General features: G+C 43.1%; 27 protein-coding genes. 16 read left to right on the top strand and 11 right to left on the bottom strand.

What is annotated here, in order from left to right; genetic code table 11:
- Nucleotides 1-103: 103 nt before the first annotated feature.
- From K1M91_RS03795 to K1M91_RS03775, 5 genes are all read left to right on the top strand, one after another.
- Nucleotides 104-1,126, top strand: a complete 1,023-nt coding sequence (locus K1M91_RS03795) for a DUF3549 family protein (protein ID WP_232800220.1) — start codon at nucleotides 104-106, stop codon at nucleotides 1,124-1,126.
- A 40-nt stretch (nucleotides 1,127-1,166) separates the two neighbouring features.
- On the top strand, nucleotides 1,167-1,460 hold the full coding sequence (locus K1M91_RS03790; protein WP_232800219.1) for a DUF3301 domain-containing protein: 294 nt from the start codon (nucleotides 1,167-1,169) through the stop codon (nucleotides 1,458-1,460).
- Nucleotides 1,461-1,593: 133 nt separating this feature from the next.
- Nucleotides 1,594-1,824: a DUF2789 domain-containing protein gene (locus K1M91_RS03785; protein WP_232800218.1), complete on the top strand. Its 231-nt coding sequence runs from the start codon at nucleotides 1,594-1,596 to the stop codon at nucleotides 1,822-1,824.
- A gap of 44 nt (nucleotides 1,825-1,868) precedes the next feature.
- Nucleotides 1,869-2,171 (top strand): hypothetical protein, encoded by a 303-nt coding sequence (locus K1M91_RS03780; RefSeq protein ID WP_232800217.1) that lies wholly within the window; start codon nucleotides 1,869-1,871, stop codon nucleotides 2,169-2,171.
- 2 nt (nucleotides 2,172-2,173) lie between these two features.
- A complete protein-coding gene (locus K1M91_RS03775) occupies nucleotides 2,174-2,944 on the top strand; it encodes a Zn-ribbon-containing protein (protein WP_232800216.1) in 771 nt (256 codons plus the stop codon).
- 38 nt (nucleotides 2,945-2,982) lie between these two features.
- Here K1M91_RS03775 and syd read toward each other — a convergent pair whose 3' ends face one another.
- Nucleotides 2,983-3,543: a SecY-interacting protein gene (gene syd / locus K1M91_RS03770; protein ID WP_232800215.1), complete on the bottom strand. Its 561-nt coding sequence runs from the start codon at nucleotides 3,541-3,543 to the stop codon at nucleotides 2,983-2,985.
- A gap of 57 nt (nucleotides 3,544-3,600) precedes the next feature.
- Here syd and queF point away from each other — a divergent pair, with 57 nt between their 5' ends.
- The 6 genes from queF to K1M91_RS03740 all read left to right on the top strand — a co-directional run bounded on the left by queF (nucleotide 3,601) and on the right by K1M91_RS03740 (nucleotide 11,729).
- Complete coding sequence (gene queF / locus K1M91_RS03765) at nucleotides 3,601-4,455, top strand: NADPH-dependent 7-cyano-7-deazaguanine reductase QueF (RefSeq protein ID WP_232800214.1); 855 nt, start codon at nucleotides 3,601-3,603, stop codon at nucleotides 4,453-4,455.
- Between the two features lie 78 nt (nucleotides 4,456-4,533).
- Entirely contained in the window at nucleotides 4,534-6,792 is a 2,259-nt protein-coding gene (locus K1M91_RS03760) for a hypothetical protein (protein WP_232800213.1), read from the top strand.
- Between the two features lie 97 nt (nucleotides 6,793-6,889).
- A complete protein-coding gene (locus tag K1M91_RS03755) occupies nucleotides 6,890-8,500 on the top strand; it encodes a diguanylate cyclase (RefSeq protein ID WP_348983258.1) in 1,611 nt (536 codons plus the stop codon).
- A 77-nt stretch (nucleotides 8,501-8,577) separates the two neighbouring features.
- A complete protein-coding gene (ppnN, locus tag K1M91_RS03750; RefSeq protein WP_232800211.1) occupies nucleotides 8,578-9,939 on the top strand; it encodes a nucleotide 5'-monophosphate nucleosidase PpnN in 1,362 nt (453 codons plus the stop codon).
- Between the two features lies 1 nt (nucleotide 9,940).
- Nucleotides 9,941-10,738, top strand: a complete 798-nt coding sequence (xni, locus tag K1M91_RS03745) for a flap endonuclease Xni (RefSeq protein WP_232800210.1) — start codon at nucleotides 9,941-9,943, stop codon at nucleotides 10,736-10,738.
- A gap of 79 nt (nucleotides 10,739-10,817) precedes the next feature.
- Nucleotides 10,818-11,729 (top strand): isocitrate/isopropylmalate family dehydrogenase, encoded by a 912-nt coding sequence (locus tag K1M91_RS03740; protein WP_232800209.1) that lies wholly within the window; start codon nucleotides 10,818-10,820, stop codon nucleotides 11,727-11,729.
- Nucleotides 11,730-11,837: 108 nt separating this feature from the next.
- Here the strand turns inward: K1M91_RS03740 and rlmM are convergent, their stop codons facing one another.
- From rlmM to hemA, 10 genes are all read right to left on the bottom strand, one after another.
- Nucleotides 11,838-12,971: a 23S rRNA (cytidine(2498)-2'-O)-methyltransferase RlmM gene (gene rlmM, locus K1M91_RS03735; protein WP_232800208.1), complete on the bottom strand. Its 1,134-nt coding sequence runs from the start codon at nucleotides 12,969-12,971 to the stop codon at nucleotides 11,838-11,840.
- Nucleotides 12,968-13,363 carry a DUF423 domain-containing protein gene (locus K1M91_RS03730; protein ID WP_232800207.1) on the bottom strand — a complete coding sequence of 132 codons (396 nt, stop codon included), beginning with the start codon at nucleotides 13,361-13,363 and terminating at the stop codon, nucleotides 12,968-12,970. The genes rlmM and K1M91_RS03730 overlap by 4 nt, the downstream gene beginning before the upstream one ends.
- A 1-nt stretch (nucleotide 13,364) precedes the next feature.
- Nucleotides 13,365-13,994, bottom strand: coding sequence for an alpha/beta family hydrolase (locus tag K1M91_RS03725; RefSeq protein WP_232800206.1), 630 nt, complete (start codon nucleotides 13,992-13,994; stop codon nucleotides 13,365-13,367).
- Nucleotides 13,995-14,024: 30 nt separating this feature from the next.
- Nucleotides 14,025-14,945 (bottom strand): transcriptional regulator GcvA, encoded by a 921-nt coding sequence (locus tag K1M91_RS03720; RefSeq protein ID WP_232800205.1) that lies wholly within the window; start codon nucleotides 14,943-14,945, stop codon nucleotides 14,025-14,027.
- A 387-nt stretch (nucleotides 14,946-15,332) separates the two neighbouring features.
- On the bottom strand, nucleotides 15,333-16,178 hold the full coding sequence (kdsA, locus tag K1M91_RS03715) for a 3-deoxy-8-phosphooctulonate synthase (RefSeq protein ID WP_232800204.1): 846 nt from the start codon (nucleotides 16,176-16,178) through the stop codon (nucleotides 15,333-15,335).
- A gap of 20 nt (nucleotides 16,179-16,198) precedes the next feature.
- Entirely contained in the window at nucleotides 16,199-17,014 is an 816-nt protein-coding gene (locus K1M91_RS03710; protein WP_232800203.1) for a tetratricopeptide repeat protein, read from the bottom strand.
- Nucleotide 17,015: 1 nt separating this feature from the next.
- Nucleotides 17,016-17,399, bottom strand: a complete 384-nt coding sequence (locus K1M91_RS03705; protein ID WP_232800202.1) for a SirB2 family protein — start codon at nucleotides 17,397-17,399, stop codon at nucleotides 17,016-17,018.
- A gap of 2 nt (nucleotides 17,400-17,401) precedes the next feature.
- A complete protein-coding gene (prmC, locus tag K1M91_RS03700) occupies nucleotides 17,402-18,262 on the bottom strand; it encodes a peptide chain release factor N(5)-glutamine methyltransferase (protein ID WP_232800201.1) in 861 nt (286 codons plus the stop codon).
- A complete protein-coding gene (gene prfA / locus K1M91_RS03695; RefSeq protein WP_232800200.1) occupies nucleotides 18,255-19,343 on the bottom strand; it encodes a peptide chain release factor 1 in 1,089 nt (362 codons plus the stop codon). Before prfA ends, prmC begins: the two co-directional genes overlap by 8 nt.
- Before the next feature lie 70 nt (nucleotides 19,344-19,413).
- The gene (gene hemA, locus K1M91_RS03690) at nucleotides 19,414-20,676 is read right to left on the bottom strand and encodes a glutamyl-tRNA reductase (protein WP_232800199.1); all 1,263 of its coding nucleotides are present in this window, start codon (nucleotides 20,674-20,676) and stop codon (nucleotides 19,414-19,416) included.
- A 128-nt stretch (nucleotides 20,677-20,804) separates the two neighbouring features.
- On the opposite strand from hemA, the gene lolB reads away from it, so the two are divergent.
- From lolB to pth, 5 genes are all read left to right on the top strand, one after another.
- Nucleotides 20,805-21,404, top strand: coding sequence for a lipoprotein insertase outer membrane protein LolB (lolB, locus tag K1M91_RS03685; RefSeq protein ID WP_232800198.1), 600 nt, complete (start codon nucleotides 20,805-20,807; stop codon nucleotides 21,402-21,404).
- A complete protein-coding gene (ispE, locus tag K1M91_RS03680) occupies nucleotides 21,379-22,248 on the top strand; it encodes a 4-(cytidine 5'-diphospho)-2-C-methyl-D-erythritol kinase (RefSeq protein ID WP_232800197.1) in 870 nt (289 codons plus the stop codon). The genes lolB and ispE overlap by 26 nt, the downstream gene beginning before the upstream one ends.
- Before the next feature lie 95 nt (nucleotides 22,249-22,343).
- Nucleotides 22,344-23,291, top strand: a complete 948-nt coding sequence (locus K1M91_RS03675) for a ribose-phosphate pyrophosphokinase (RefSeq protein WP_232800196.1) — start codon at nucleotides 22,344-22,346, stop codon at nucleotides 23,289-23,291.
- A 159-nt stretch (nucleotides 23,292-23,450) separates the two neighbouring features.
- Nucleotides 23,451-24,059 carry a 50S ribosomal protein L25/general stress protein Ctc gene (locus K1M91_RS03670; RefSeq protein ID WP_232800195.1) on the top strand — a complete coding sequence of 203 codons (609 nt, stop codon included), beginning with the start codon at nucleotides 23,451-23,453 and terminating at the stop codon, nucleotides 24,057-24,059.
- A gap of 2 nt (nucleotides 24,060-24,061) precedes the next feature.
- Nucleotides 24,062-24,652: an aminoacyl-tRNA hydrolase gene (gene pth, locus K1M91_RS03665; protein ID WP_232800194.1), complete on the top strand. Its 591-nt coding sequence runs from the start codon at nucleotides 24,062-24,064 to the stop codon at nucleotides 24,650-24,652.
- Nucleotides 24,653-24,659 lie beyond the last annotated feature (7 nt).

The raw sequence follows: 24,659 nt of genomic DNA, 5'->3' as shown, positions 1-24,659 counted from the left end.
GATTATCTGTGGTAAATTTGCCGAGAATATACCATCTGAAGCGCTTAGGCCCTATAATCCATAGCCAATTTATTTGCTCACTTGATGTTTGGTTGTACTGATTATGAATATTCACTCGCTTACTGATTTTCTCGATAAAGCCCAATGCCAATTTAGAATTTATGATCTTGGTAGAAAAGTAACAAAAATCAGTGCCAGTGATTTCAAAAAAGTAGAGTTGAACCAAGTTCCCTACCCTTACCCATTGCAACAACATGCGTGGGTTGCCGTGGTATTTTGGCAGGTGAATAACCCACAGCATTATATTTGGTTTTTGAAACTGCCTTTGGACGAGCGCGGCTTACTGTTAGCCGGCCCACAAACGCACTTTATTCAACTGGTGGTTGAAGCCCTTGGCGCCAGCTTAGAAAAGCAACCCGATGAAAAACAGCAAGAGCGCCTTGCTAACAACCCTTACACTTTTAAACCTGCTGAGCATAAAACGGCAGTGTTTCATGCCAAATTAAATCTTGATCTAGTGCGCCCTGCTTCTCGTTACTATGAGCAGGCACATGCTTATTTCAGTGGCCAACTCGATTGGCAACAATGGCAACAGCTAGGTATGCAAGGGATCGCTGACGTTGCGGTGCGCTTAAAGCAGGATGATAATGAAACACATATTGGCAACGCATTAACTCAGCTACCAGACACCCCCTTGTGTATTTTACTTGAGGCATTAGAGCACCAAAATATGAGCACTCAACTTACTGAAAAATTAGTTGAGCTGGCTCAGGCCAAACTAGCTGACAAGCCGCAAGTCGCCACTTTGGCACTGCGCGCCATATCATCAAGTAAAGCCAAAGGTTTGCGCCAAATGCTACTCAAGCAGCAGCTAGCTTCTAGTTTAGGGCAAGACCCACAATGGTTTATCGCAGTTGCCGCCCGTTGTTGGCAAGACTTAGTCGAACCCGATTTTTTAGCACAATACCTTGAACAGTTGGCGGTCATCGATCATGGTCAACTGTTTGTGCAGTTATTTGCAGATCTTGTGGCACAACCTGAATTACGTCATTTACTGTTAGGAAAAATTCGTGAGCCAGAGCGAAGCCCTGCACTCAATCACGCCATTGGGCTTTTGTTTGGCTAATTGATGCCAGAACTTTTGAATAATAATTTGGAACTAATGAATGTCTGATTTATTTTGGCTTTTTGCTATTTTCGCCATCTGTATCTGGTTTTGGCAGCAACGTAAACAAAACGAGCGAGCTCAAGAGCTGATTGAGCAACGTTGCCAGCAGCTTGAACTGCAATTGGTCTCTGTCGCCCGTGATAACATTTGTTTTAAACTGGGTGAGCACTTTTTGGAACAAACTTTTGTGTTTGAATTTAGCAGTGACAGTGAAAACTGCTATCAAGGTTACCTACGGTTAAGTGGCCAACATAAATATCACTTTGATATCCCGCCATACCGCATGATTTAGTCGGTAGTTTAAACCGTTATATCCCTTCAAGACTATGCACCTAACGCCTTTGTTATCGAGTTAAAGGAGTGAAGGTGCAAAGCCCTCCAGCCAGACTATACTTGAACAAATGAGCCGCAGTATGGAGGTCCCAATGGACTACTCAGCGCACAACGTTTCGAGCCTATTTGCCCAACTAGGCTTAAAAAATGACGAAGTTAGCATTCAGCGTTTTACCCACCAGCATAAGCTAGACAATATGACGTTATTGGCAGATGCCCCCTTTTGGAATAGCACCCAAGCAGAGTTTTTGCGCGAACAAATTTGGCAAGATTCAGATTGGGCAGAAGTAATCGATCAGTTAGATTTAATGTTAAGAAGGTAAAAATATCGTACTATACGATCTTTCTCTCGAGCCCAGAACAAATCATGGAAGACGCAATAAGAGCCGCACAGCAAATCGCTAAAACGGGTAAAACGCCCAGTGTAGGATTAGTAAAAGCCAAACTGCCGAAAGGCTATCCTTTACCTAAAATTATTGGCGCCTTAAAAGTTTGGCAAGACCATCCTGAAATCACTGATTCATCGCCCAATAAACCCGTCACGCAGGCAGCCGTTGAAGATGACTTAGATAAGCGTATTCAACAGCAGATTACTGCTGCAGTTGCTTTACTTAATCAAGACATTGCTGAGCTGCGCAGTGAAATAGAAAAACTCAAACAAAATTCATAATCATGTATATCAATGACGTAATCTTCGAGTGCTATCAAGACACGACTTTTGATCAAGTTGAGCGCAGTATTAACCAATATTTAGATGCATTACGCTATCAAGGTCAGATCCTTGGTCGTGAGTTTCCGATTGCAATCAAAGACGGCTACTTTCAACTGCGCTTGGTAACACCAGAGCCAAATAGCTTACACGGCTCTTTTTTAAGCCCGCAAGGCAAAAAAGCCATTGAAGGCTTAAAACAAGCAGGCTTATTAAGCCCCAAAATAAAGCTCGTTGGTGAAGACCTTAACTCACAGGCCAGTGCTGATACTCAACCACCTTGGCAAATTCTTTATACTACCTATGTGCATACTTGTTCACCCTTACGCAGTGGTTTAGATTTATCCCCCATTCCGCTCTATCAAATCCCAACCATTGCTAATGGCAGCCAAAAACAGGCCATAAAATGGCAAGAAGATTGGGAAGCTTGCGATCAATTACAAATGAATGGCTCAATTTTGGAGCATGGCGCGCTACATGAAATAAGTAGTACAGATTCTCACTTATTTCGTCGTGGTTATGACTTGGCTAAGCGAATTGAATACTTAACTAAAGTGCCTACTTATTATTATTTGTATCGTGTCGGTGGCAGCAGTTTAGCTCAAGAGCAGGCGCGCACCTGTCCTCGCTGTCAGCAAGACTGGCGTTTACCTGAGCCTGCGCTTGATATCTTTGATTTTAGGTGTGAGCCGTGTCGGTTGGTCTCAAACTTATCTTGGGACTTTAAAAAGTAATGCCTATGCAGCGGCTTTTCCGCTGCTTGGTTTAAACTTTATGCTGGCGACAATCGCGACAAAAATTCAGGTAAACTGGCTGCTAATGAGCGAATTTCACCTTTCCCCAACTGCTCCAAAATAACTTCACCGGTTTCATTCACCACTGAAATGATTTGCATTTCATCTTCGCAACTAGCAATAAAAATAGTGTCAGGCTGTTTAATACGCCGCTGCATTAAAACATGTGCAATAATATTTTCTTGTAGTCGTTCAAAATCATCTTGGTTCCATGCCTGAATCAACTCAAGTGGGTATTGGTTCACCTCAGCAGATGAGAAAGTACAAGCAATGCTATCAGCAAACCACTGACAATAAAAAGCGCTGATATCGGGGTGGATCTGGCATTCCAAAGCCGCTGCGATATTGTCAAAGTTGACATTACTCGGATTTGGCTCTGGTTGCCAAGTGATGATGCCATTAACCGCGCCACTGCGCTGACATGGTGAAGGCCACTGTTCGTCAAATTCAACTTCTGGCCACTGATTTTGCTCTGCCCAGTAGGCCTGACAACGCTGTAAAAAGTCGGATAATTCTACAAGAGAGGGAGATAGTGCCACTGCTTTATTGCCTATTTTCAGTTAGAATAATGCCATTGTAACTATTATCGTCAAACAATGAAAAAATCATCTCGCTACGAAAACGCATCGATACTCGATACCTTATCGCTGGGTCAAGATACTCAATATGACTCAGACTACAACCCTGCTCTACTGCAAGCTGTACCACGTTCACTCAATCGTGATGACTTGCAACTTCAGGCACAAAATTTACCCTTTCAAGGGTTTGACCTCTGGGGTTTATATGAATTGTCATGGCTTAATAGCAAAGGCAAGCCGGTAGTCGCCACAGCGCACTGTAAAGTCGATGCAAACAGCGAAAACTTAATTGAGTCAAAATCCTTTAAGCTTTATCTCAACAGCCTAAACCAGCACAAGTTCGATTCTCATGACGCGGTACTTGAAACCCTTACTCGCGACTTATCAACGTGCGCTCAAGGTAAAGTTGAAGTAACGCTCCATACTAATCTTGACCAAAATTATGAATCGCTTGGCAGTTTTGCTGGCACTCTGATTGATGAGCTAGACATAGAGGTCACTGAGTTTGCGTTTAAACCTGAATACTTAAAAAACAGTACTTCCCAGATGGAAGTGAACGAAACCCTATATAGCCACTTGCTCAAGTCTAATTGCTTGGTCACTAATCAGCCTGATTGGGGCAGTGTTCTGATTAAATATCAAGGACCGAAAATAAACCAAGAGCAGCTGTTACGCTACTTAATCTCATTTCGTCAGCATAATGAGTTTCATGAGCAATGTGTTGAGCGTATTTTTCAAGACATCAATCATTACTGTAAACCAACAAAACTTACTGTTTTTGCACGATATACACGCAGAGGTGGTCTAGATATTAACCCATTTCGTAGTAACTTTGAGAGCGGGATAACAACCCCAAGACTTTTGCGCCAATAGTAGTTTTTTTGTCATGGGGCTGGCGGTATGATGCTTGCCAGCTACCATTATTGGTTTTACCGGAGAGCACACGTAATCTTGCGATCATTTCGAACACTAAGTCGCGTTGCCTTTAGTTTTTTATTGATTCTAGTCAGTTGGGTCACGCCAGCCTACGGCTATGAAGACATCACAGCAATGGAGCTGAATGATGAGCTTTCGGCTGCCAATGACTTAAGCATAAAAGCACCATTAAAATGTATTGAGCTGATCGACGCTTATCTCGGTAAAAACAAATCTCAACTACAACAAACTAAACAAGGATTTGTTTTTAACGATAGCTTTTCACTGGCCAGTAACAACAACAGCAGCATCGTAAACGCCTTCCAAATAAAATCGAAATGTTATAAAAAACTTAAAAATATTGACCAAGCCATGGTCAATATTGAAATTGCGATTGAACTGGCACAAACCAGCTCTCTGCCTTTTGAACTGGCCCAAGCAAAGCTAAGTTACGGCAGCTTGCTGTTTAATCATACCCAACGCCATGTCGATGCCTTACTTGAAGTACAACAGGCATCATTACAAGCCGATAGTTCAAGCCACCCCCTGACAGATGAGTTACAACTATCTATTCATCTCGCATTGGCTGACTTTTACACCCAAAAAGATAAATTCCAACAAGCAAATCAAGAGCTAGAGAACGCGAAAACCATTGCCAACAAACTCGATAAACCTCAGCTCATAGCTTGGCTAAATTACTATTGGGGTCGCTACTATATTCGCATTTCTCAGCCGCAATTGGCATTGAGCCATTTTGTTGATGCAAAAAGCATGGCAGAGAATGCTGAGAACTTTTTGCTGATTGCAAAAGCAACTTATGAAATCGCCGACATCTATCGACTGCAAGGCAATAAATTAGATAAAGCACTGCATTACGCTAACTTGTCGGCAAACGCATACCAAGACTTAGGCGATGACAGAGAGTTAGCTTACGCGCAAATTTATATGGCGATATTACATCGTCAAAACCAAGAGTATTCATTATCGATGGTGTATTTTTGGAATGCGGGCGATTTATTACAAGGCTTACAAGACTTAACTGGTAGCGCCTTGTGTAATTTTGAAATGGGTAAAACCTTTTTAAAAATGCACAGCGTTGATGAAGCACGTAATTATCTTAATTTAGCCCGTTTTCAATACAGTAAGATGGATAACGCCAAAATGTTAGCCGATACCTTGTTACTGTTAGGGCGACTCAACATTGAACAAGGCGAAGCTGGCATTGCTCGCATTCAACTTGAAAAAGTATTAGCGCTGAGCGAATCACTGTCATTTTTAGAGCAACGTGAACGCGCTTATGAGCTGCTTGCTGCAGCTTATGAACTGACAGGTCATTACAAAAAAGCCATCGAAAACTTTAAACAGTTTCACGCCCTACAAACCAAAATTAAACAATTAGAATTCACCCTAGAACAAAACAAGTTCAATGAACAATACCAGCTAATTGAACGCACGCAGCAAATTACCGTTTTGGAACAAGATAATCAGAAATTAACCAGTAAGCTCGAAGGCTTTCTCTTGGTGTGTGTTGTGATAGCTACCATATTGCTGGTATTGCTTTATCGCTATATTCACAACTGGCTAAAATTAAAACAACTTAAAGCCGCAAGTCAAACCTTGATCACGCAGCTTAACCACCACCCACACACCCTATTACCTTGGTGGTCAAGTCAGCTTAAGAGTGAACAATTTACTAAACCGAAAGAAGCAACAACGCCCCAATACTATGCGTTAATATCCATTAATTTTTTAACCGATCTCTACGAGAAATACGGTGCGTTAAAAGCACAACGCATCGAAAAAGAGTTTGGCGTTTATTTGCAAACACACCAACCGGAACAATCTGCTTTTTATCAAATGCGAGATAATCAGCTGTTGTTTATTACCCATAAAACCGAAGACAGTGATGCCGAATCCCTCGCTCAGTTTCTCACTGATATATTGGCTCGCTTTACTCATAAATATGACCTTGCCCCCAGTATAGCGATAGGTATCGTTAACCATCCTTTTTTACCTAAAGCTGAAGCTGCGATTGATCATAAACGAGTGAGTGATTTAGCTTGTTTGGCTTTGCTCGGTGCCAAACAAATACAAACACCAGAGGAAAGTGCTTGGCTGGAATTATTCGCTATAGACTGCCCACAAGCTGCATTTTTTAATGGTGATATTTGGCAATTAGGTCAACAAGCTATTGCAAAAGGTCTTGTCAAAATCAACTGCAGTGGTGATAAGAGCCAATTAGTATGGCCAATCATTCAAGCCAGTAATAATATGAAGCTAAAACCTGCTTTCTAAACTTGCTTTCACTAGCATAAATGCACAGCTTGACTTGTGTGAACCAATTAACTGATGCAAAATGAAATTAGAGAACGGACTGTAGTATTGACAGGAATTGTCATTGAAAGCACCAACCCAAAAATGCGTCATTATACGGAGCAACGGCGGAGAGCCTCTCAAAGAGAAATCGCACTCACTGCCAGTACGCAATAATGCCAACCAATCTAGGGCCGACATGGAAAATAAATTAATCATTCAATTAATTGAACGACTGGCTCTCAGTGCACAAAACCACGACACAACGCTTGATGAAAAGCTAGAGCGTTTAGTGACTAAGCTGCAAAGTGTTAGTGAAGTCGGCAGTGCCTTAACTGAGGCCCATGAAGTTGAACAATATTTATTAAAAAACCCCATATCTATTAAGCCGGCATTAACAGAACTAGATAAGCAAACCTATTTAGCTGCAGAAAAACTACAGCAATTTAAAAGCTTACCGGGTGCAGTCCGTGGCAATATTCGTGAGTACCTAAGCCGCCCCTCCTCTGAAATATTAAGAGATCACCAAGATAAGCTGGCTATATTGGTTGGTTTTTACCAGCAACTGCTCAATTATCAAGAACGCCCTGCGCCTGATTACTTAAGAACACATCAACAAGAAGAAAAAACCACAGCTGCCAGCATCGATCCACTCTCGCACAAACGCATCTGCGATGAATTACAACGGCTAATTACTGAGCTCGATTTTGCTGGTGAGTTTGGCGAAGCACTGGCGCAAATACGAAACCGGATTCTTTCGGGGATTAACCCCCATGAGTTAGCCAGTGTATGTTTAGAAGTCATCAACCTGATCATAGATGGTACTCGGGAAGAGCGAAAAGCCTCTCAGGCATTTCTTTACTCACTAAATGAAAGCTTAACCTCGTTTCATCAGACGTTTTGCAGCTCAGTCAGTGAGTCTCGTACCCTACGCAACGAACAGATTGAAATAAATGAGGACTTACGTGCCCGTTTGCGCACCATGGGCCTGCAAGTAGACAATACTAATGACTTACTGCAATTGAAGTTATCTATTCAGTCGCAATTGAAAGAAATAACGCGATTACTGTCTGAAAAGGATAGCTTTGAACAACGCGAGAAAGAATTAGAAAAACGCTTAGCTGAGATGGAAAATAAGCTAAGTTTAATGAAAGAAGAAACCTCTGAGTATAAAAAAAGACTCAGTGCGCAAAAGCATAAACTGTTTTTAGACAGCTTGACACAAGTGTATAACCGCGCCGCTTTAGACGAACGTCTTGAGCTTGAATTTAAGCGCTGGCAACGCTACGAGCATCCTTTATGCTTAGCCATCGTTGATATTGACCACTTTAAATCAATTAACGATAACTACGGACACATGGCTGGTGACAAAGCATTAAAAGTGATTGCCCGAGCGTTACAAAAATCGTTAAGAGACACTGACTTTATTGCCCGCTTTGGCGGAGAAGAATTTGTAATTTTAATGCCAAATGTAGAAACCAAAGATCTACAAGGTCCACTAGACAAACTACGCGAAACAATTAAAGGGATCCCCTTTAAATTTAAAGATAATCGCGTTTCCATTTCCGTCTCCATTGGTGCTACAGCCTTTAAAGACGGAGACCAACCATTAGATGCTTTTGAGCGAGCTGACCAGTCACTATATGATGCTAAACATCAAGGTCGTGATCGAGTGGTATTAAGCATTTAGCAATTCACAAACTATAAAGCTATACTAATCAGAAAGTTAAAGAGGCAATTTTGCCTCTTTGTTATTAGGGGGTCACTATGATCACACACATTAGCCCCGTTGGTAGTATGGATCTACTGTCACAGCTAGAAGTAGACAGATTAAAAAAAACCGCTACCAGCGACATTTATCAAATGTATCGCAACTGCTCTTTAGCCGTCTTAAACTCGGGCAGTAAAACAGACAGCAGTAAAGAAATTCTCGAAAAATACGCCAACTTTGAAATTAGCGTGATACGTCGTGAGCGCGGAGTAAAACTTGAGCTATTCAACGCACCCGAGCATGCCTTTGTCGATGGCGAACTTATTTATGGTATTCAAGAGCATTTATTTTCCGTACTACGTGATCTTATTTACGTTAACAGCCAATTGCCGCAAACCATCCCCACCGATGAAGAAGAGTTAACAGCCTTTACCACCAATAAAGTGTTTTCGATTTTACGTAACTCTCGAGTGCTACAACCGGGCATTGACCCAAACATAGTTGTTTGCTGGGGCGGTCATTCTATCAGCGATATAGAATATGCCTATACCCGTGAAATTGGCAGCCAACTAGGCTTACGTGGCTTGAACATCTGTACCGGCTGTGGGCCTGGCGCCATGGAAGGGCCGATGAAAGGGGCCACGGTAGGCCATGCTAAACAGCGAGTAAAAAGCGGCCGCTACATTGGCTTAACTGAGCCGAGCATCATAGCTGCAGAGCCACCTAATCCAATTGTCAACGAGTTAGTCATATTACCTGATATCGAAAAACGCTTAGAAGCCTTTGTGCGCATGTCTCATGGTATTATTATTTTCCCTGGCGGCGTGGGCACGGCTGAAGAGCTACTCTATATTTTGGGCATCATGATGCATCCAGAAAACAGACGCCAGCCATTGCCCATTATTCTGACAGGGCCAAAAGAAAGCGAAGAATATTTCAGAACCATTGACGACTTTATCGGCAATACGCTTGGCTTTGAAGCCCAACGCCATTACCAAATTATCATTGATGATGCCGCCAGTGCAGCCCAAGTTATTAAGCAGGCAATGCCTAAGGTTAAAGATTATCGCCGCGCTATTGGCGACGCTTATTCGTTTAATTGGTCGCTAAAAATTGAACATGATTTTCAGGTGCCATTTATTCCTAATCACGAAAATATGGCCAGCCTTAATCTTAATTTAGATCAAGAGCCGCAAGTATTAGCCGCGCAGTTACGCCGTGCTTTTTCAGGTATTGTCGCTGGTAATGTCAAAGATGAAGGTATAAAGGCGATTGAAAAAAATGGTCCTTTTCAAATTGATGGCGATCCAAAATTGATGAAAATGATGGATAAACTGCTACAAGATTTTGTAAAGCAAAATCGGATGAAGTTGCCAGGAACAAAATACACACCTTGCTATGAGATAGTTAGTAAATAATATGGGTAATACTTTACTGATCGTGGATGCGATGAATCTAATCCGTCGCATCCACGCAGTTTCCGAATCACAACAACCCTCAGAGAAATCACAGCTAATTGCCACACTTAATGGCGTGGTCAATAGCTGTAATAAGCTACTAAGGCACATTCCTTCTACTCATGTTATTGCTGTATTTGATGGTCAACAACCCAGTTGGCGCAGCGAAGTATGGCCCGAATATAAACAAGGCCGAACGCCAGCTCCCACAACACTGGTAGATTTTTTACCTAATATTCAAGATGCCCTCTTAGCCAATGGCATTGAGTCCTTAGTTAGTGAGCAAGATGAAGCTGACGATCTAATTGCTACCTTGGCATTAACAGTGGCAAAAAATAATAAACAAAGCTGTATTGTTTCAACTGATAAAGGCTTTTTTCAACTTCATCAACCTCTCATAAAACAGTATGACTACTTCACTCACCAATGGTTAACTGCTGAGCAATTTTGTCAGAAAACGGGCATTAAACGAGATCAGTTAATTGATTATTGGTGCTTAACAGGTGTAGGCAGCAGTAATATAAAAGGGGTTCCCGGTATTGGTCCTAAAACAGCCACGAAACTATTAGGACAGTATCCGTCACTTGAAATGATGCTTGCTAGCCAATATGAAACCGATAAAGCATTAAATAAAGTCAAACTGCACAGTGAAGAAGCGTTAGTGAGTAAAAAATTAGTCATACTAAAAGCTGATATTCCCTTAGGTTTTAACCTGAAAGATATTCGGTATAGCAAAATAATCAATAAGAAACTGCCATAAAGATCTTGCTCTGCTACCTTTAAATAAAAAAGCACTTTTCCATCATCCTGTTAGCTCTCACATAAAAGTAAGGTTAACTATGACATTTGAACGAATTGCGCTAATCCCAAGCTTGTATGGGGAAGAAGTACTAACACAAGCGATGGTCCAAGCCTTAGATAAAATTGGCTCTGGTGTCATTTTACAGGTAGCAACATACCCTCAATCTACTGAGCTATTGCAACAAACTTGTGAATTAATCCAAGATAATCAGGTTGCCTTGCTTGGCCCACTTAAAGAAGGCAGCCTTGAAGAAGAGCAGTTGAAGGAGCAATTGCAAACCCCACTCGGTTTATCGGCCGAGTGTTATTATTTGCTGTATTTTCCTGCTAGTCCCTTTCAGCCGTTTCAAGAACAAAACTTGATTTACGATATGCCAAAGGCAGCTGGTTTCAACTTAAGGTCTCATTACCAAGCATTTGCCCAACAAGCTTTACAAGCCGCTCGGCTAAAACAAAAAAGTATTATTACTGTGGTTGATGAAGCAGCTGATGCTTCTGAACTACTTAATGCTATTGAGCGAGCGGTCGCAACAGAGTACAGCGACCTACAAGTTCAATTTAGCAGCGTAGATGAAGTCAGTCGTAACTTAACCAGTGACAACGAGCGCTATAACTTTTTAATTACTCATCATTTATTCGGTAAAGAAATCAAAAATCAGCTATATGGTAAACCAGCAGCAAAGCGGCTTTGTGCTAAGTCGCACCTTGGTAGTAGCGGGGCCTTATTTTATGCTGTTGAATTAGCCAATCCAGAGCCACCTGTAGATGATCCAGCCTCGTTAATACTAGCATCGGTGAATTTACTTGAATTTCTAGGAAGAGATAACGAAGCGGAAGCAATACTGAGTGCATTAAGCCAAACCATTTCATTTGATGATAGGCTAACTTCTGCATTCGGTGGCCATCATAGCGGCGCAGACTTTACTCAAGCAGTATTAGAGAGGCTATAAGAAACAAAAGGTAGACGAGACTAACATCTCCTCTACCTTTTTCATTTTAAAAGTAATTAACCCGGCCTCTGAAGAAACAAAATAGTATATTTGTCTGCAACACGGAGGTTACTTACTAAAATCTTTCCAACGGACATGCACTGTTACTTCTTCGCGGTCGTGATACAAGTGCTTCACTTGATAATCAAAGGCATCTTCACCAAGACGTTGTGTCATCATATCCAAGCATTCTTTTACCGCATAGTAGCGACGCTTCATCGGTAATTTGAGATTAAAAATAGCCTCTCTACAATAAGCTTGCTCAAGCCAATCAGCCATTAGTTTTGCCACCCGGTGCGGTTTTTCAATCATATCGCAGACTAACCAGTTCACATGAGTATGCTCAGGGTATTTCACCTTTTTACCCTGCTCATTTTTACCCGTTAACCAAGTAAGGTTACGAATAAAAGGCTGGAATTTAAAACCATCATCGGCGTAGTACTTAACCTGCCCGGTATCCATTAGCGACTGGGCAATTTGACCATTATCAACTGCAGCCACAAACATACCACGGCGTACTAACTGATAAGTCCAGCCTCCTGGACAGGCACCTAAATCGACCGCTTTCATGCCTGGTGCTAAGCGCGTTTCTTGCTCTTCTTTAGGAATAAAGAGTTGGATTGCTTCATCAAGCTTTAAAGTTGAACGACTTGGCGCGGCGTTTGGAAACTTAAGGCGTGCGATGCCCATATAAAATGGAGAGCTATTATAGGTAATTGAGTAACCTAAGTACGCAGTTTGATTATCCAGAAAACAAACATGATAGCGCGGTTTACGTCCCTGCTCTTTAGCCGTAATTTTGTTAGCTTTACGTAATGCTGCGCGCAACGGCACCGTAAACTTGCGACAAAAAGTCAGCAGCGGCTTGGTTTCATCGCCCTCTGGGGTTTCCACCCAAATATCTCCACCTAAAGGTAAAGATTGCGCAGCAGCCAAGATTGGCGTGATCCGATCATTAACATCCATACCTGACACTAGTTCTGAAACAGCAATCATTTGCCGAGCAAACACCAAGCGGAAAAAGTTAAGTTGTTTAATTAATATCTCAGCATGACTAGGATCGTAACATTCAAAATAAACATAACCAGATTGACTCTGCGTTTTCACAAAACCAAAGCAATCTAATAACGCCGCTTGATCTTGGATCTCAGCAGCGCAGTCACTTTCAAAACCGGGGCGACAGTACAGCAATAAGCCCTTCATTGTTTATTTCCTCTTAACGCGATCATGGCTAAACATAGCCAGCCTAATATAAAACTTCCACCGCCAATGGGGGTGACGAATGCAGGCAATTTATGCCCACTGAGCGCCCAATAATAAAAAGAGCCACAAAATAGAACTAACCCCACCACAAAACAGCAGCAAGCGTAATATGATAACCGATAACGACCATCCTGTTGGATAAAAAGTGAGATAACCGCGCACGCTAAGATAGCCAGACTATGATAAAAGTGATACTGCAGTGCCATTTGGACGTAACTAAATAACTGTGCATCAAGTTTGCCACTTAACCCATGGCTAGCATAGGCACCAAAGCCAACAGCAAACGCGCCACTTAAGCCCGCCAATAAAAACATCACTCTCGTGCCCAGCATATTACTTTCCTTCAAGGTTACAGCTTAAAATAAACTCACTCACTAGCGTGATCGCCTGCTGCATATGTTGCTCATAACTATAGCCGGAGCTTTTTCTCGGTTTAAAGCTGTGATCGCCATCAGCCAGAAAATGCAGCTGAATCGAAGACGATAAATCATAATCTTTTACTTCTGCTTCACTGCCCATAGTATCGCGATCACCTTGGATTAATAAACACGGCTTATTTAGGTTGGCTAAATGTTCACCTTTAAGGCGCTCAGGCTTACCTACAGGGTGAAACGGAAACCCCAAACAAACACCAGCAATCACCTCGGGCTCGGCTAATAAATGGCTTGCGATACGCCCGCCCATGGACTTACCACCAATAACTAAGCGTTCGCCAGTAAAGTCGGTCAACACCTCTTTAAAGGCTGCTAACAAGATTGGCGCCTTATTGGGGGGTAAGCGGCGCTCCTCGGCTAACATTTGCTGCATGTAAGGAAAATTAAAGCGCACCACTTTAATGCCCTGCGCGGCAATACCTTCGGCCATGGTTACCATAAAAGGGTGCGCCATGCCGGCGCCTGCACCATGGGCAAAAATAAAGGTATGTGAGGCATCCGCTGGGCCGTCGATAGTGTATTTGTTCATCAATTTACGATCTCAATTAAGTTGACGGGATCACTGCGTTTCAATAATACCGTCTAATTCTTTTTCTTCTTGCTCAACCAGATTGATCATCCAGTCACGAAAGGCGGCCACTTTTCCTAATTCTGCTTGGCTTTCTTCACACACCAAATAATGGCATTTCCTACTCACTAAAACTTCACTGAATGGGCACACTAAACGCCCAGCATCAAGCTCAGGCTTGGCTAATACGTTGTGTCCAAGCGCAATCCCCTGTCCGTGAATAGCAGCTTGCAACACCATAGATGAGTGACTAAAAATCGGCCCTTGATTCACATTTGGGAAATTTACTCCCACCTGTTTCATCCAGGTTTTCCATTCTTTGCGTGACGAATCATGTAATAAAGTGTGCTGGCTTAAATCCGCTAATGTCTCGAGCTTTTTTTTACCTTGTAATAAGGCCGGTGAGCACAGTGGTAGCAAGTACTCTGCATGTAACTTATGGCAACGTAAGTTAGGCCAATGACCGCGGCCATAATAGATAGCTAAGTCCACTCCTTCACGCAGTGAACCTTCATCTTCATCCACAGCTTTTATCCTGACATCAATCTCAGGGTGTTGTTCACTGAATTTTACGAGCCTAGGCACCAGCCATTGTATGGCAAAGCTCGGCTGTAAGCTTACAGTAAGAGAGCCCGTCGCCGTTCGTGCCAATAATTTTTCGGTAGCATTACCTAAACTTAAGAAAATTTCCTTGAGGTCTAAAAAGTAACTTTGCCCTTCTTCGGTCAAGCGCAAGGCACGGTTACGGCGTTGAAACAACTTTAGCCCTAAGTGCGTTTCTAATGCCTTTATTTGATGACTAACCGCAGCCTGAGTGACAAATAACTCATTGGCAGCACGGGTAAAACTCAGGTGACGAGCAGCCGACTCAAAGGTTTTCAGGGCATTGAGTGGCGGTAATCGATTAAACATCCGCATTCCATTAGAAAAACTAATGCCAAATATTATAAATTGTCGTTTGTTGTATCACCAGCGAAAGACTATATTTCTTTACGCAACAAAGGCTATATGTAAAAAGCAGTGTTTTTCTCTATGCTCTCGCCTTGTATTTTGTAACAAATATTTTACAAAATACCTTACTATAGCTAATGGTTTGCAATGTTGTGTTTGCACTCATAGGTCATTCTATGAAAGGTTATATTATGACGTGGCCAATGCCGGTAATTTAGCCTTCTTCTGTTTAGCTACAGTTAAACGCTGCCTACCTAGGTGGCGTTTTTTTTATGGATCTTTTTTACCGAGTGACAATAAAAAAGGCTGCACTAGGCAGCCTATTAAAGAGCTCTCAAGCCAACCGACTTATGCCGTCTCAATTTTGCTAAAGCTTTTCACTAATTCATCCATCTGTTTAACTTGAGTAAGGAATGGCTCAAGCTTATCAAGTGGCAGTGCACAAGGACCGTCACATTTAGCCTTATCAGGATCGGGATGAGACTCTAAAAATAACCCCCCTAATCCTTGCGAGATACCAGCCAAGGCTAGATCAACGGTTTGAGCACGACGGCCATCAGCACTGTCAGCTCGACCACCAGGCTTTTGCAGAGCATGAGTGACATCAAAAATAACCGGGTATTGGGTTTCTTTCATAATGCCAAAGCCCAACATATCAACCACTAAGTTGTTATAGCCAAAGCTGGTGCCGCGTTCACACAATATGAGACGGTCATTACCTGCTTCTTCAAATTTAGTCAGTATGTGTGCCATTTCATGTGGCGCTAAAAACTGCGCTTTTTTAATATTAATGACTGCATTGGTTTTTGCCATCGCTGCTACCAAATCGGTCTGGCGGCTCAAAAATGCGGGCAGTTGGATCACATCCACGACCTCTGCAGTGGGTGCCGCTTGATAAGGTTCATGAACATCAGTGATCACAGGAATATTGAAGGTTTGTTTAATCTCTTCAAATATTTTTAAGCCTGCATCTAAACCTGGACCACGGTAACTATTAATTGAAGAGCGGTTAGCTTTATCAAATGACGCCTTGAACACATAAGGAATGTTTAGCTTTTGGGTCACTTCAACATAGGTTTCTGCCATTTTCATCGCCAAATCGCGCGACTCCAGCACATTCATGCCCCCAAAAAGGACAAAAGGAAGCGAGTTACCCACTTGTACATCGCCAATTGAAATAATTTTCTGACTCATAGTTAATCCTTAATTCAGACTTAATGCATAACTGTTTCGGAATGATCCATTTGCTCTATTTTTAGCTTAAGTAAGCCAATTGAAGGATCGTTTGGACACTTATCAATAAAGTAGTTGAAGTCATCAACAGCAACATTAAAACAATCTAACTCATGAAATATAAAGCCGCGATCACGTATCTCAAACGGGTCACCAGGTGCTAAACGTAATAAAATATCAGAGCAACGTAGCGCTTGGTTAAATTGGTGCTCTCGCAACAATGCGCCTTTTTTAGTGTGTAATAAGCGCTTGATAATAGATTTAATGTCATCGGGCTTTAAGTCTTGCTGTTTTAAGCGAGCAAGATCGCCCTTAGCGCCGCGCAGCTTGAGTTCCATTTGTTGCCAAGATAACAACTCACCGTTAAAAGGGTCAATGTAGTGGAAATTATTATCGACATCTATTCGAACCAAAAAATGGCCAGGGAAACAAATGCCGTTAGCCGTGACACCTGATTGACGTAAAAAATGCACCAGCAAGATCCCTAGTGTTAACGGGGTTCCCTTGCGCTTTAAGATGCCTTGACTAACGAGGGTGTTTTGGTAATCAAAAAACTGCTGCCAATCACCACTAAATTGCCATTGTTGGAAAAAACACGCCAACACGTCTTGCCAAGTTTGGCTGCTATCATTGCGCGCAGATGACCTGTCTGCTAAATAGCAAGCGAGTTGAGTTGATAATTGCGCCAATTCTGCCTCTACCTTGGCCATATCGAGCTCACCTAATTCTTGCTCGATCATCAATGCCATATCGAGCAAGCTCACTTCTGGCATGTCTTTTTCGATCAACTTAATCACCTTATCCCAACAACATAGGCTGATGCTTTACAGCCAAATGGGCCATATAGCCAATCCAACTGATAGCACCGATAAATGCAAACACTTTCATACTCTTAGTTCGGCCACCTTTAAGGGCCATATATTGCAAGAGCAGCACAGCAACAAACGCCAATATTTTTTCAGTCAGCCAAACATTGCCTACAGTAAAAGGCATAAAGCCAGTCACCGCAATCAAGCCAGCACCTGTGATAACAAGGCCTGTAAGTGATGCCATATAAGCACCAATAATCCCTTTATTTGCTGCGAAGCGACTTGCGGTAAGTACAAATACAAAGCGCGCAATAAACAGTAAAATTGTTAATCCAATAAATAAAAAGTGACTGTGCTTTAATGCCATATACATGATCAGGGATTCCATTTTCCTAATGTAATGCGATCGTTACCACCGTAATCTTTTACCGTGTTTACGTCACAATAACCATTTTGGGTTAATAAGTTTCGCACGGCTTCGCCTTGGGCAAAGCCATGCTCCATGATTAGCCAAGCATTGGCTAATAAATATTCTGTTGCTTGCGTGGCAATAAACGCCAAATCAGCTAAACCTTTTTCTTTCGCCACTAATGCTGATAGTGGTTCAAACCGCACATCACCTTCCGTGAGATGATGATCGTCCGCATCAATATACGGCGGATTCGAGACAATCAGTGCAAACTTTTGTCCTGCAACCGGATCAAACCAACTGCCTTGCTTAAACTGTGCATTGCCAAGCTTTAAGTTGTTGCTATTACACTGTGCTAATTCAACCGCTTCGGGTTTAACATCAACCCCCGTCACCCTAACATGAGGCCACTCCGACGCTAATGCTAAAGCAATAGCGCCAGTACCTGAGCCCAAATCCAACACGCCTGCTTGCCTTAGCATGGGGTGATCAGAGGCCAACATTAAGGCTTGCTCAACCAACACTTCAGTATCAGGTCGAGGGATCAAAGTTGACGAGTTAACCATCAAAGGCAAAGACCAAAACTCACGCTGGCACACAATATGCGCAACAGGCTCACCTTGAGCACGGCGTGCCACCAAATCAACAAAGACAGCCTGCTGCTGTGGCTCTATTGCTCTATCCGGCCAGGTGTACAAATAACTGTCTGGCTTTTCAAGAGCAAAACAAAGTAAAACCCGCACATCAAGCGCTGGAGAATCAGAATGAGTTAATTGCTTTTGGCCCCAATTAAGGGCCGCAGCAATCGTCAATAATGGATCAGTCATTCTCTGCCAGTGCCGCCAATTGGTCAGCTTGGTATTCTTGTAATATCGGCTCAATCAAAGCATTCAAATCCCCTTCCATCACCTCATTTAAGCGGTATATGGTTAGATTGATACGGTGATCTGATACCCGTCCTTGCGGATAGTTATAGGTACGGATACGCTCAGAGCGATCGCCACTGGCCACGAGGCTGCGACGCATACTTTGTTCTTCCTCTTGGCGCTTGTCATCAATCGCAGCTTGTAACCGCGATTGCAACACACTCATTGCACGGGCACGGTTTTTATGTTGCGAGCGTTGGTCTTGACATTCAACCACCATACCCGTTGGTAAATGGGTAATCCGAATGGCTGAATCAGTTTTGTTAACGTGCTGACCACCGGCGCCTGATGCACGGAAGGTATCTATTTTTAAATCAGCAGGATTAATATCAATTGCTTCAGATTCTGGTACTTCAGGCAGTACAGCAACTGTACAAGCCGAGGTATGAATACGGCCTTGTGACTCGGTTTCAGGTACACGTTGTACACGATGCCCACCCGATTCAAATTTCATCACGCCATAAACAGATTCACCTTCCATTTTTGCGATGATTTCTTTGTAACCACCTTGGTCGCTTTCGTTCATATTCACTATGCTCACACGCCAGCCGCGTTTTTCAGCATATTTACTGTACATGCGGTATAAATCACCGGCAAAAATCGCCGCTTCATCACCACCAGCACCAGCACGAATTTCAATATAACAATCGCTGTCATCATTAGGGTCACGTGGCAGTAACAGGATCTCCAGTTCAGCGGTCATCTCAGTTAAGGCTTCTTTGGCGCTCGCTACTTCCTCTTCCGCCATTTCACGCATATCTGGGTCGTCATCTGACAACATTTCTTGCGCCGAGGCATAATCCGCCACCGCTTGGGTGTAAGCATCAAAACACTTCACCACGGTTTCCAGCTGTGAATATTCTTTATTTAATGCTCTAAATTGCTCTTGATTTGAAATGACATCTGGCTCGCTCATTAACGCCTGAACTTCTTCATAACGTTCTTTCAAGCCTTCCAATTTTGAAATAATGGACGGTTTCATTGCTACTCCGGGCCTTCGCCCTTAATTAGTATTTATCTATATTGGTCGGTAATGAGACCAAGTTATTCATTTAATCTTGGTGAGTGCTTAAGCCGAGGCTATGGCATAAGGTCTCAAGTTTGTCTTGTTGGCCTTTGCGCGCCATTTCGGTAAGGGACACGGTAGGCTGATGAATTAATTTATTGGTTAATTTGAATCCTAATTCTCGGATCACGGCTTCTACATCACCGCCTTGTTGTAATTTGGCCAGGGCTTGATTAACACAAAGATCGCGAGTTTGCTCACTGCGCTGGCGATACTCTCGGATATGGTTAACCGACTGCAAGGAAGCAAGCCAAGCCATGAATTCTTTGCTACGAGCAGTGACAATACGTTCGGCATCTACCGCAGCTTTCTGCCGCGCTTCCATATTTTGCTCTATGATACCTTGTAAATCGTCCACAGTATAAAGATAAGCATCGTTAAGCTCTGCCACTTCACTTTCAATGTCACGAGGGACAGCAATATCAACCAACAACATAGGTTGATGCTTGCGCTGTTTTAACGCCGTTTCTACTGCGCCCTTACCTAATATCGGCAATGGTGCCGCGGTTGAGCTGATAACGATATCAGCTTGGTGTAAATAGTGTGGAATTTCCCCTAAGGTGATCGCCTTGGCACCATATTGTTCTGACAGTAACTCTGCGCGCTCTATGGTTCGGTTAGCCACAAACATTTTCGCCACATTTTGCTCAACTAGGTGTTTTGCCGCGAGTTCAATGGTTTCACCTGCACCAATTAACATCACTTTGGTATCAGATAACTCAGAAAAAATCTGCTTAGATAGGTTAACCGCTGCATAAGCCACCGATACGGCATTGGCGCCAATATCGGTTTGCGAACGAATTTGCTTTGCCACCGCAAAGGTATGTTGAAACAGTTTATCTAGAATGCGAAAAACTGCGCCCACTTCCCGCGACACGCCATAGGCCTGTTTAATTTGCCCAAGAATTTGCGGCTCGCCCAGCACGAGTGAATCTAAACCGCTGGAAACTCGAATAAGGTGGGCAATCGCTTGCTCTTGCTGATAAACATAGAGACAAGGCCGAAGTTCTTCTTTATCAATATGGTGAAATTGACATAACCAGTCTAATAGCTGTTCTTCATTGCCCGCCTCAATATGGCCATACAATTCAGTGCGGTTACAGGTCGAAACAATGACCAGCTCATTTAATGCTTCAATGGTTAACGCTTGTTGATGGGCACTCGCCATCGCATCTGGTGCAAAGGCAAGTTTTTCCCTTAGTGCAACAGAAGCCGTTTTATGGTTTATTCCCAGAGCAAACAGTGTCATCTAAATCACTTTATAATTCGCGAGGGCGCAATTTTACGGAAAACTCCCTCTTAATAAAAGGGATTGCTGACTGGTTTTGCTTACTTGGCCTCGCTATACTGGTTTCGCACTTCAAAAAGGGATCAAAATTGAATCAATTACGCTTTTGCTTATGCTTTATTATCATGGGCTTGTCAGGTTGTTCTCTGCTTCAGCCGACATCAAAACAACCACTAGCAGAATTTCCTCAACAAACCCAATTAGCCGAGCTTGACCATTGGCAAATAAAGGGCAAGATGGCTATTCGCCAAGCAAAACAACAACCCGTGGCCCTTGATATGCACTGGCAGCAACAAGGAGAACAGTTTCACATCACCTTCACTAAGCTATTCAAAACCGTGTTGGAAGTGAAGCAAGACAAATTTGGCGCTTGGCTGCGCGACAACAATGGTGAAGAGCATTACGCCGCCAATGCGCAGTTATTGATCCAACAATTAACCGGATGGGTGTTACCGTTAAATCAAATGCAGCAATGGGTAAAAGGTGTCCCTCTCGATGCTTCTGCGCAGTTCGATGAGCAAGGCAATGTCATCAGTATCGATGCCATAGTAGAACAGCAGCCTTGGCATCTTACCTTAGGGGGACACACGCAAAGCCAAGGCCTAACGTTACCGAGCAATCTTAGCCTTAGAAACAATGACAACTTACTGAAACTAAAAATATATGAGTGGACCTTTGAGCAACCTTGATCCCATACGCTGGCCAGCGCCTGCTAAATTAAACTTATTTTTATACGTTAACGGACAACGCCCGGATGGCTATCATGAATTACAAACACTGTTTCAGTTTGTGGACAAGGCCGATTACTTAACGATTCAAGTCAATCAATCTGGCCATATCAGTATTGCCCCAGAGAGCGAGATTAAGCTTGAAGATAATCTCATCTTTAAAGCCGCTCGCGCATTACAACAATTCAGTGGCACAAAACTTGGCGCGCACATTGATGTCGAGAAAAACTTACCCATGGGGGGGGGGCTGGGCGGTGGCTCTTCCGATGCCGCCACGACCCTAGTCGCACTGAACCAACAATGGCAATTAGATTACAGTAATGATGTTTTAGCTGATATCGGCGTAAAATTAGGTGCCGATGTCCCTATTTTTATTCACGGACGCGCTGCAATTGCTGAAGGTGTCGGTGAGAAACTAACCAGTGTCGAAGTAGCCGAGCCTTGGTATGTGATTGCCGTGCCGCCGGTACACGTTGCGACCGTCAGCGTGTTTACCCATAAAGAGCTAATTCGAAACACCCCTAAATGCTCAATAGAGCAGTTATTACAGGCTTCTTGGCATAATGATTGTGAGCCTTTAGTTAAAAAACAATATCCCGAGGTTGCCAAGGCAATTGACGCCTTGATAGAATACGCGCCGTCGAGATTGACGGGAACGGGCGCATGTGTTTTTGCAACTTGCAATAACCAGCAGCACGCCCAATCAATTTTAGACAGTTGCCCTGCGTGGCTGAACGGATTTGTAACGCAGGGAAGTAATGAGTCTGCCTTATATAAGCAGTTGAAATTGCGAATAAAAAAATAAATCGTCGATATTGTTTTATCTGACCTAAGCATCAGTAAAACGTCCAGCGTAAGCTGGTATCACTCTAAACAGGAAGCAACCTGAGGTTCCCCACCGTGCCTGACATGAAGCTGTTCACTGGTAATGCGACGCCAGAACTTGCCCAGAAGATCGCTGACCGCCTTTTCACTAAACTTGGTAGTGCCGAAGTCGGTACTTTCAGCGACGGAGAAATTAGCGTACAAATTAACGAAAATGTACGTGGCGGCGATATCTTTATTATCCAATCTACTTGTGCGCCAACCAACGACAACCTAATGGAACTGATCGTTATGATTGATGCACTGCGTCGTGCATCTGCTGGTCGTATTACAGCTGTTATTCCTTACTTTGGTTACGCACGTCAAGACCGCCGTGTTCGTTCATCTCGTGTGCCAATTACCGCAAAAGTAGTGGCAGACTTCCTTTCTAGCGTTGGCGTTGACCGCGTGATGACTGTTGACTTACACGCTGAACAAATTCAAGGCTTTTTTGATGTACCAGTAGACAACGTATTTGGTAGCCCTGTGTTACTTGAAGATATGTTGAACAAAAAACTGGTTAACCCGGTTGTTGTTTCTCCAGACATCGGCGGCGTGGTACGTGCACGTGCTCATGCTAAGTTACTTGATGACGCGGATCTGGCTATCATTGATAAACGCCGTCCAAAAGCTAACGTAGCGCAAGTTATGCACCTTATTGGTGAAGTTGAAGGCCGTGATTGTATTATTGTCGATGACATGATCGATACGGGCGGCACACTATGCCAAGCAGCGAAAGCATTGAAAGACCGTGGTGCTAAACGCGTATTTGCATACGCTACCCATGCCGTGTTCTCGGGTAACGCTCCTAAGAACATTGCTGAATCAGTTATTGACGAAGTGATTGTAACTGACTCAATTCCACTTTCTGCTGAGATGGCAAAAATTGATAAAGTAACGCAATTAACATTGAGCGCAATGCTAGCTGAGGCTATCCGTCGCGTTAGCAATGAAGAGTCAATTTCTGCGATGTTCCATCACTAAGTTGAACAAATTTTCATTCTAACTGGCTTTAACTGCAGTTAGAGTAAAAAACAGTTTGAGAAAAAGGCGCTGCCACGTTAACATGGCGCGCCTTTTTTTTATGGCGTTTTTAGGCTGGTCGCAAGCCTAGAAGCAATTATTATTTATTGGAGAAATACTATGTCAACTATCACTCTTAACGCTGAAGTGCGTACAGATTTAGGGAAAGGTGCGAGCCGCCGCCTACGTCACGCAGATAAAGTACCAGCGATCCTTTACGGTGCAGGTCAAGAAGCTGTATCACTTACTCTAACTCACAACTCTGTGATCAAAGTAAACGATGTTGAAAGCTTCTACACTAGCGTTATCACGCTAAATGTTGACGGTAAAGAAGTACAAGCAGTACTAAAAGACATCCAACGTCACCCGTTCAAGCCAAAAATCCAACACTTAGATTTCTTACGTGTTGATGCTACGCAAAAACTACAAACTGTATTACCACTTCACTTCATCAACGAAGATACAGCGGAATCAGTTAAATCAGGCGGCGTATTAGCTAAAACTGCTCACGAAGTTGAAGTTAGCTGTCTACCTGGTGCTCTTCCAGAGTTCATCGAAGTTGATGTTAACGAAATTGCACTTGGCCAAACGATCCACATTTCAGATCTAAAACTACCTGAAGGTGTTGAATCAGTTGAGCTAGCTAAAGGTGCTGACCACGACCAAGCCGTTGCTACTGTTGCAACAGCTAAAGGCGCGCCAAGCACTGAAGAGGAAGCTGCTGAATAATCGTGACGACGAATATTAAGTTGCTTGTGGGCCTGGCTAATCCAGGCCCCGAATATCAGCACACTCGACATAACGCCGGCGCTTGGTTTATTGAAGAACTTGCGCGATACCATCATATCCAGCTCAAACCGGAAGCTAAGTTCTTTGGCTTAACGGGCCGCATTCAGATCGAAAATCAAGATATACGCCTACTTATTCCCACTACGTTTATGAACCTCAGTGGTAAAGCCATTGTAGCCATGGCTAACTTTTATCGGGTCACCCCTGAAGAAATCTTAGTGGCTCATGATGAAATGGACATGCCCCCTGGCGTAGCCAAGTTTAAATTAGGCGGCGGACATGGCGGCCATAACGGGTTGCGCGATACCATTAATAAGTTGGGTAATAACAAGAATTTTTATCGTTTACGAATTGGCATCGGCCACCCCGGTCATAAAGATAAAGTAACCGGCTATGTATTAGGGAAAGCGCCAGTACATGAGCAAGCTTTAATTGAAAGCGTGGTTGATGAAGCAGTTCGCACAACGAATATACTGGCAAAAGACGGCATCGCAAAAGCGATGAATCGACTTCACAGCTTCAAAGCAGAATAATTTAAGG

The organism is Motilimonas sp. E26, from assembly GCF_021278025.1.
Lineage (GTDB): Bacteria > Pseudomonadota > Gammaproteobacteria > Enterobacterales > CBDFNC01 > Motilimonas.
Note: the sequence above shows the minus strand (reverse complement) of the source record. Positions and strands in the feature narration are given on the sequence as shown.

Bases quoted from the DNA above. Each gene is read 5' to 3' on its own strand.
- K1M91_RS03775 (WP_232800216.1), top strand. From the start codon at position 2,174: ATGTATATCAATGACGTAATCTTCGAGTGCTATCAAGACACGACTTTT.
- K1M91_RS03670 (WP_232800195.1), top strand. From the start codon at position 23,451: ATGTCAACTATCACTCTTAACGCTGAAGTGCGTACAGATTTAGGGAAA.
- K1M91_RS03730 (WP_232800207.1), bottom strand. From the start codon at position 13,363: ATGCTGGGCACGAGAGTGATGTTTTTATTGGCGGGCTTAAGTGGCGCG.
- ppnN (WP_232800211.1), top strand. From the start codon at position 8,578: ATGATCACACACATTAGCCCCGTTGGTAGTATGGATCTACTGTCACAG.
- K1M91_RS03790 (WP_232800219.1), top strand. From the start codon at position 1,167: ATGTCTGATTTATTTTGGCTTTTTGCTATTTTCGCCATCTGTATCTGG.
- K1M91_RS03785 (WP_232800218.1), top strand. From the start codon at position 1,594: ATGGACTACTCAGCGCACAACGTTTCGAGCCTATTTGCCCAACTAGGC.
- prfA (WP_232800200.1), bottom strand. From the start codon at position 19,343: ATGAAACCGTCCATTATTTCAAAATTGGAAGGCTTGAAAGAACGTTAT.
- rlmM (WP_232800208.1), bottom strand. From the start codon at position 12,971: ATGAAGGGCTTATTGCTGTACTGTCGCCCCGGTTTTGAAAGTGACTGC.
- K1M91_RS03795 (WP_232800220.1), top strand. From the start codon at position 104: ATGAATATTCACTCGCTTACTGATTTTCTCGATAAAGCCCAATGCCAA.
- K1M91_RS03780 (WP_232800217.1), top strand. From the start codon at position 1,869: ATGGAAGACGCAATAAGAGCCGCACAGCAAATCGCTAAAACGGGTAAA.
- xni (WP_232800210.1), top strand. From the start codon at position 9,941: ATGGGTAATACTTTACTGATCGTGGATGCGATGAATCTAATCCGTCGC.
- hemA (WP_232800199.1), bottom strand. From the start codon at position 20,676: ATGACACTGTTTGCTCTGGGAATAAACCATAAAACGGCTTCTGTTGCA.
- K1M91_RS03740 (WP_232800209.1), top strand. From the start codon at position 10,818: ATGACATTTGAACGAATTGCGCTAATCCCAAGCTTGTATGGGGAAGAA.
- prmC (WP_232800201.1), bottom strand. From the start codon at position 18,262: ATGACTGATCCATTATTGACGATTGCTGCGGCCCTTAATTGGGGCCAA.
- K1M91_RS03705 (WP_232800202.1), bottom strand. From the start codon at position 17,399: ATGTATATGGCATTAAAGCACAGTCACTTTTTATTTATTGGATTAACA.
- K1M91_RS03720 (WP_232800205.1), bottom strand. From the start codon at position 14,945: ATGTTTAATCGATTACCGCCACTCAATGCCCTGAAAACCTTTGAGTCG.
- queF (WP_232800214.1), top strand. From the start codon at position 3,601: ATGAAAAAATCATCTCGCTACGAAAACGCATCGATACTCGATACCTTA.
- K1M91_RS03725 (WP_232800206.1), bottom strand. From the start codon at position 13,994: ATGAACAAATACACTATCGACGGCCCAGCGGATGCCTCACATACCTTT.
- ispE (WP_232800197.1), top strand. From the start codon at position 21,379: ATGAGTGGACCTTTGAGCAACCTTGATCCCATACGCTGGCCAGCGCCT.
- kdsA (WP_232800204.1), bottom strand. From the start codon at position 16,178: ATGAGTCAGAAAATTATTTCAATTGGCGATGTACAAGTGGGTAACTCG.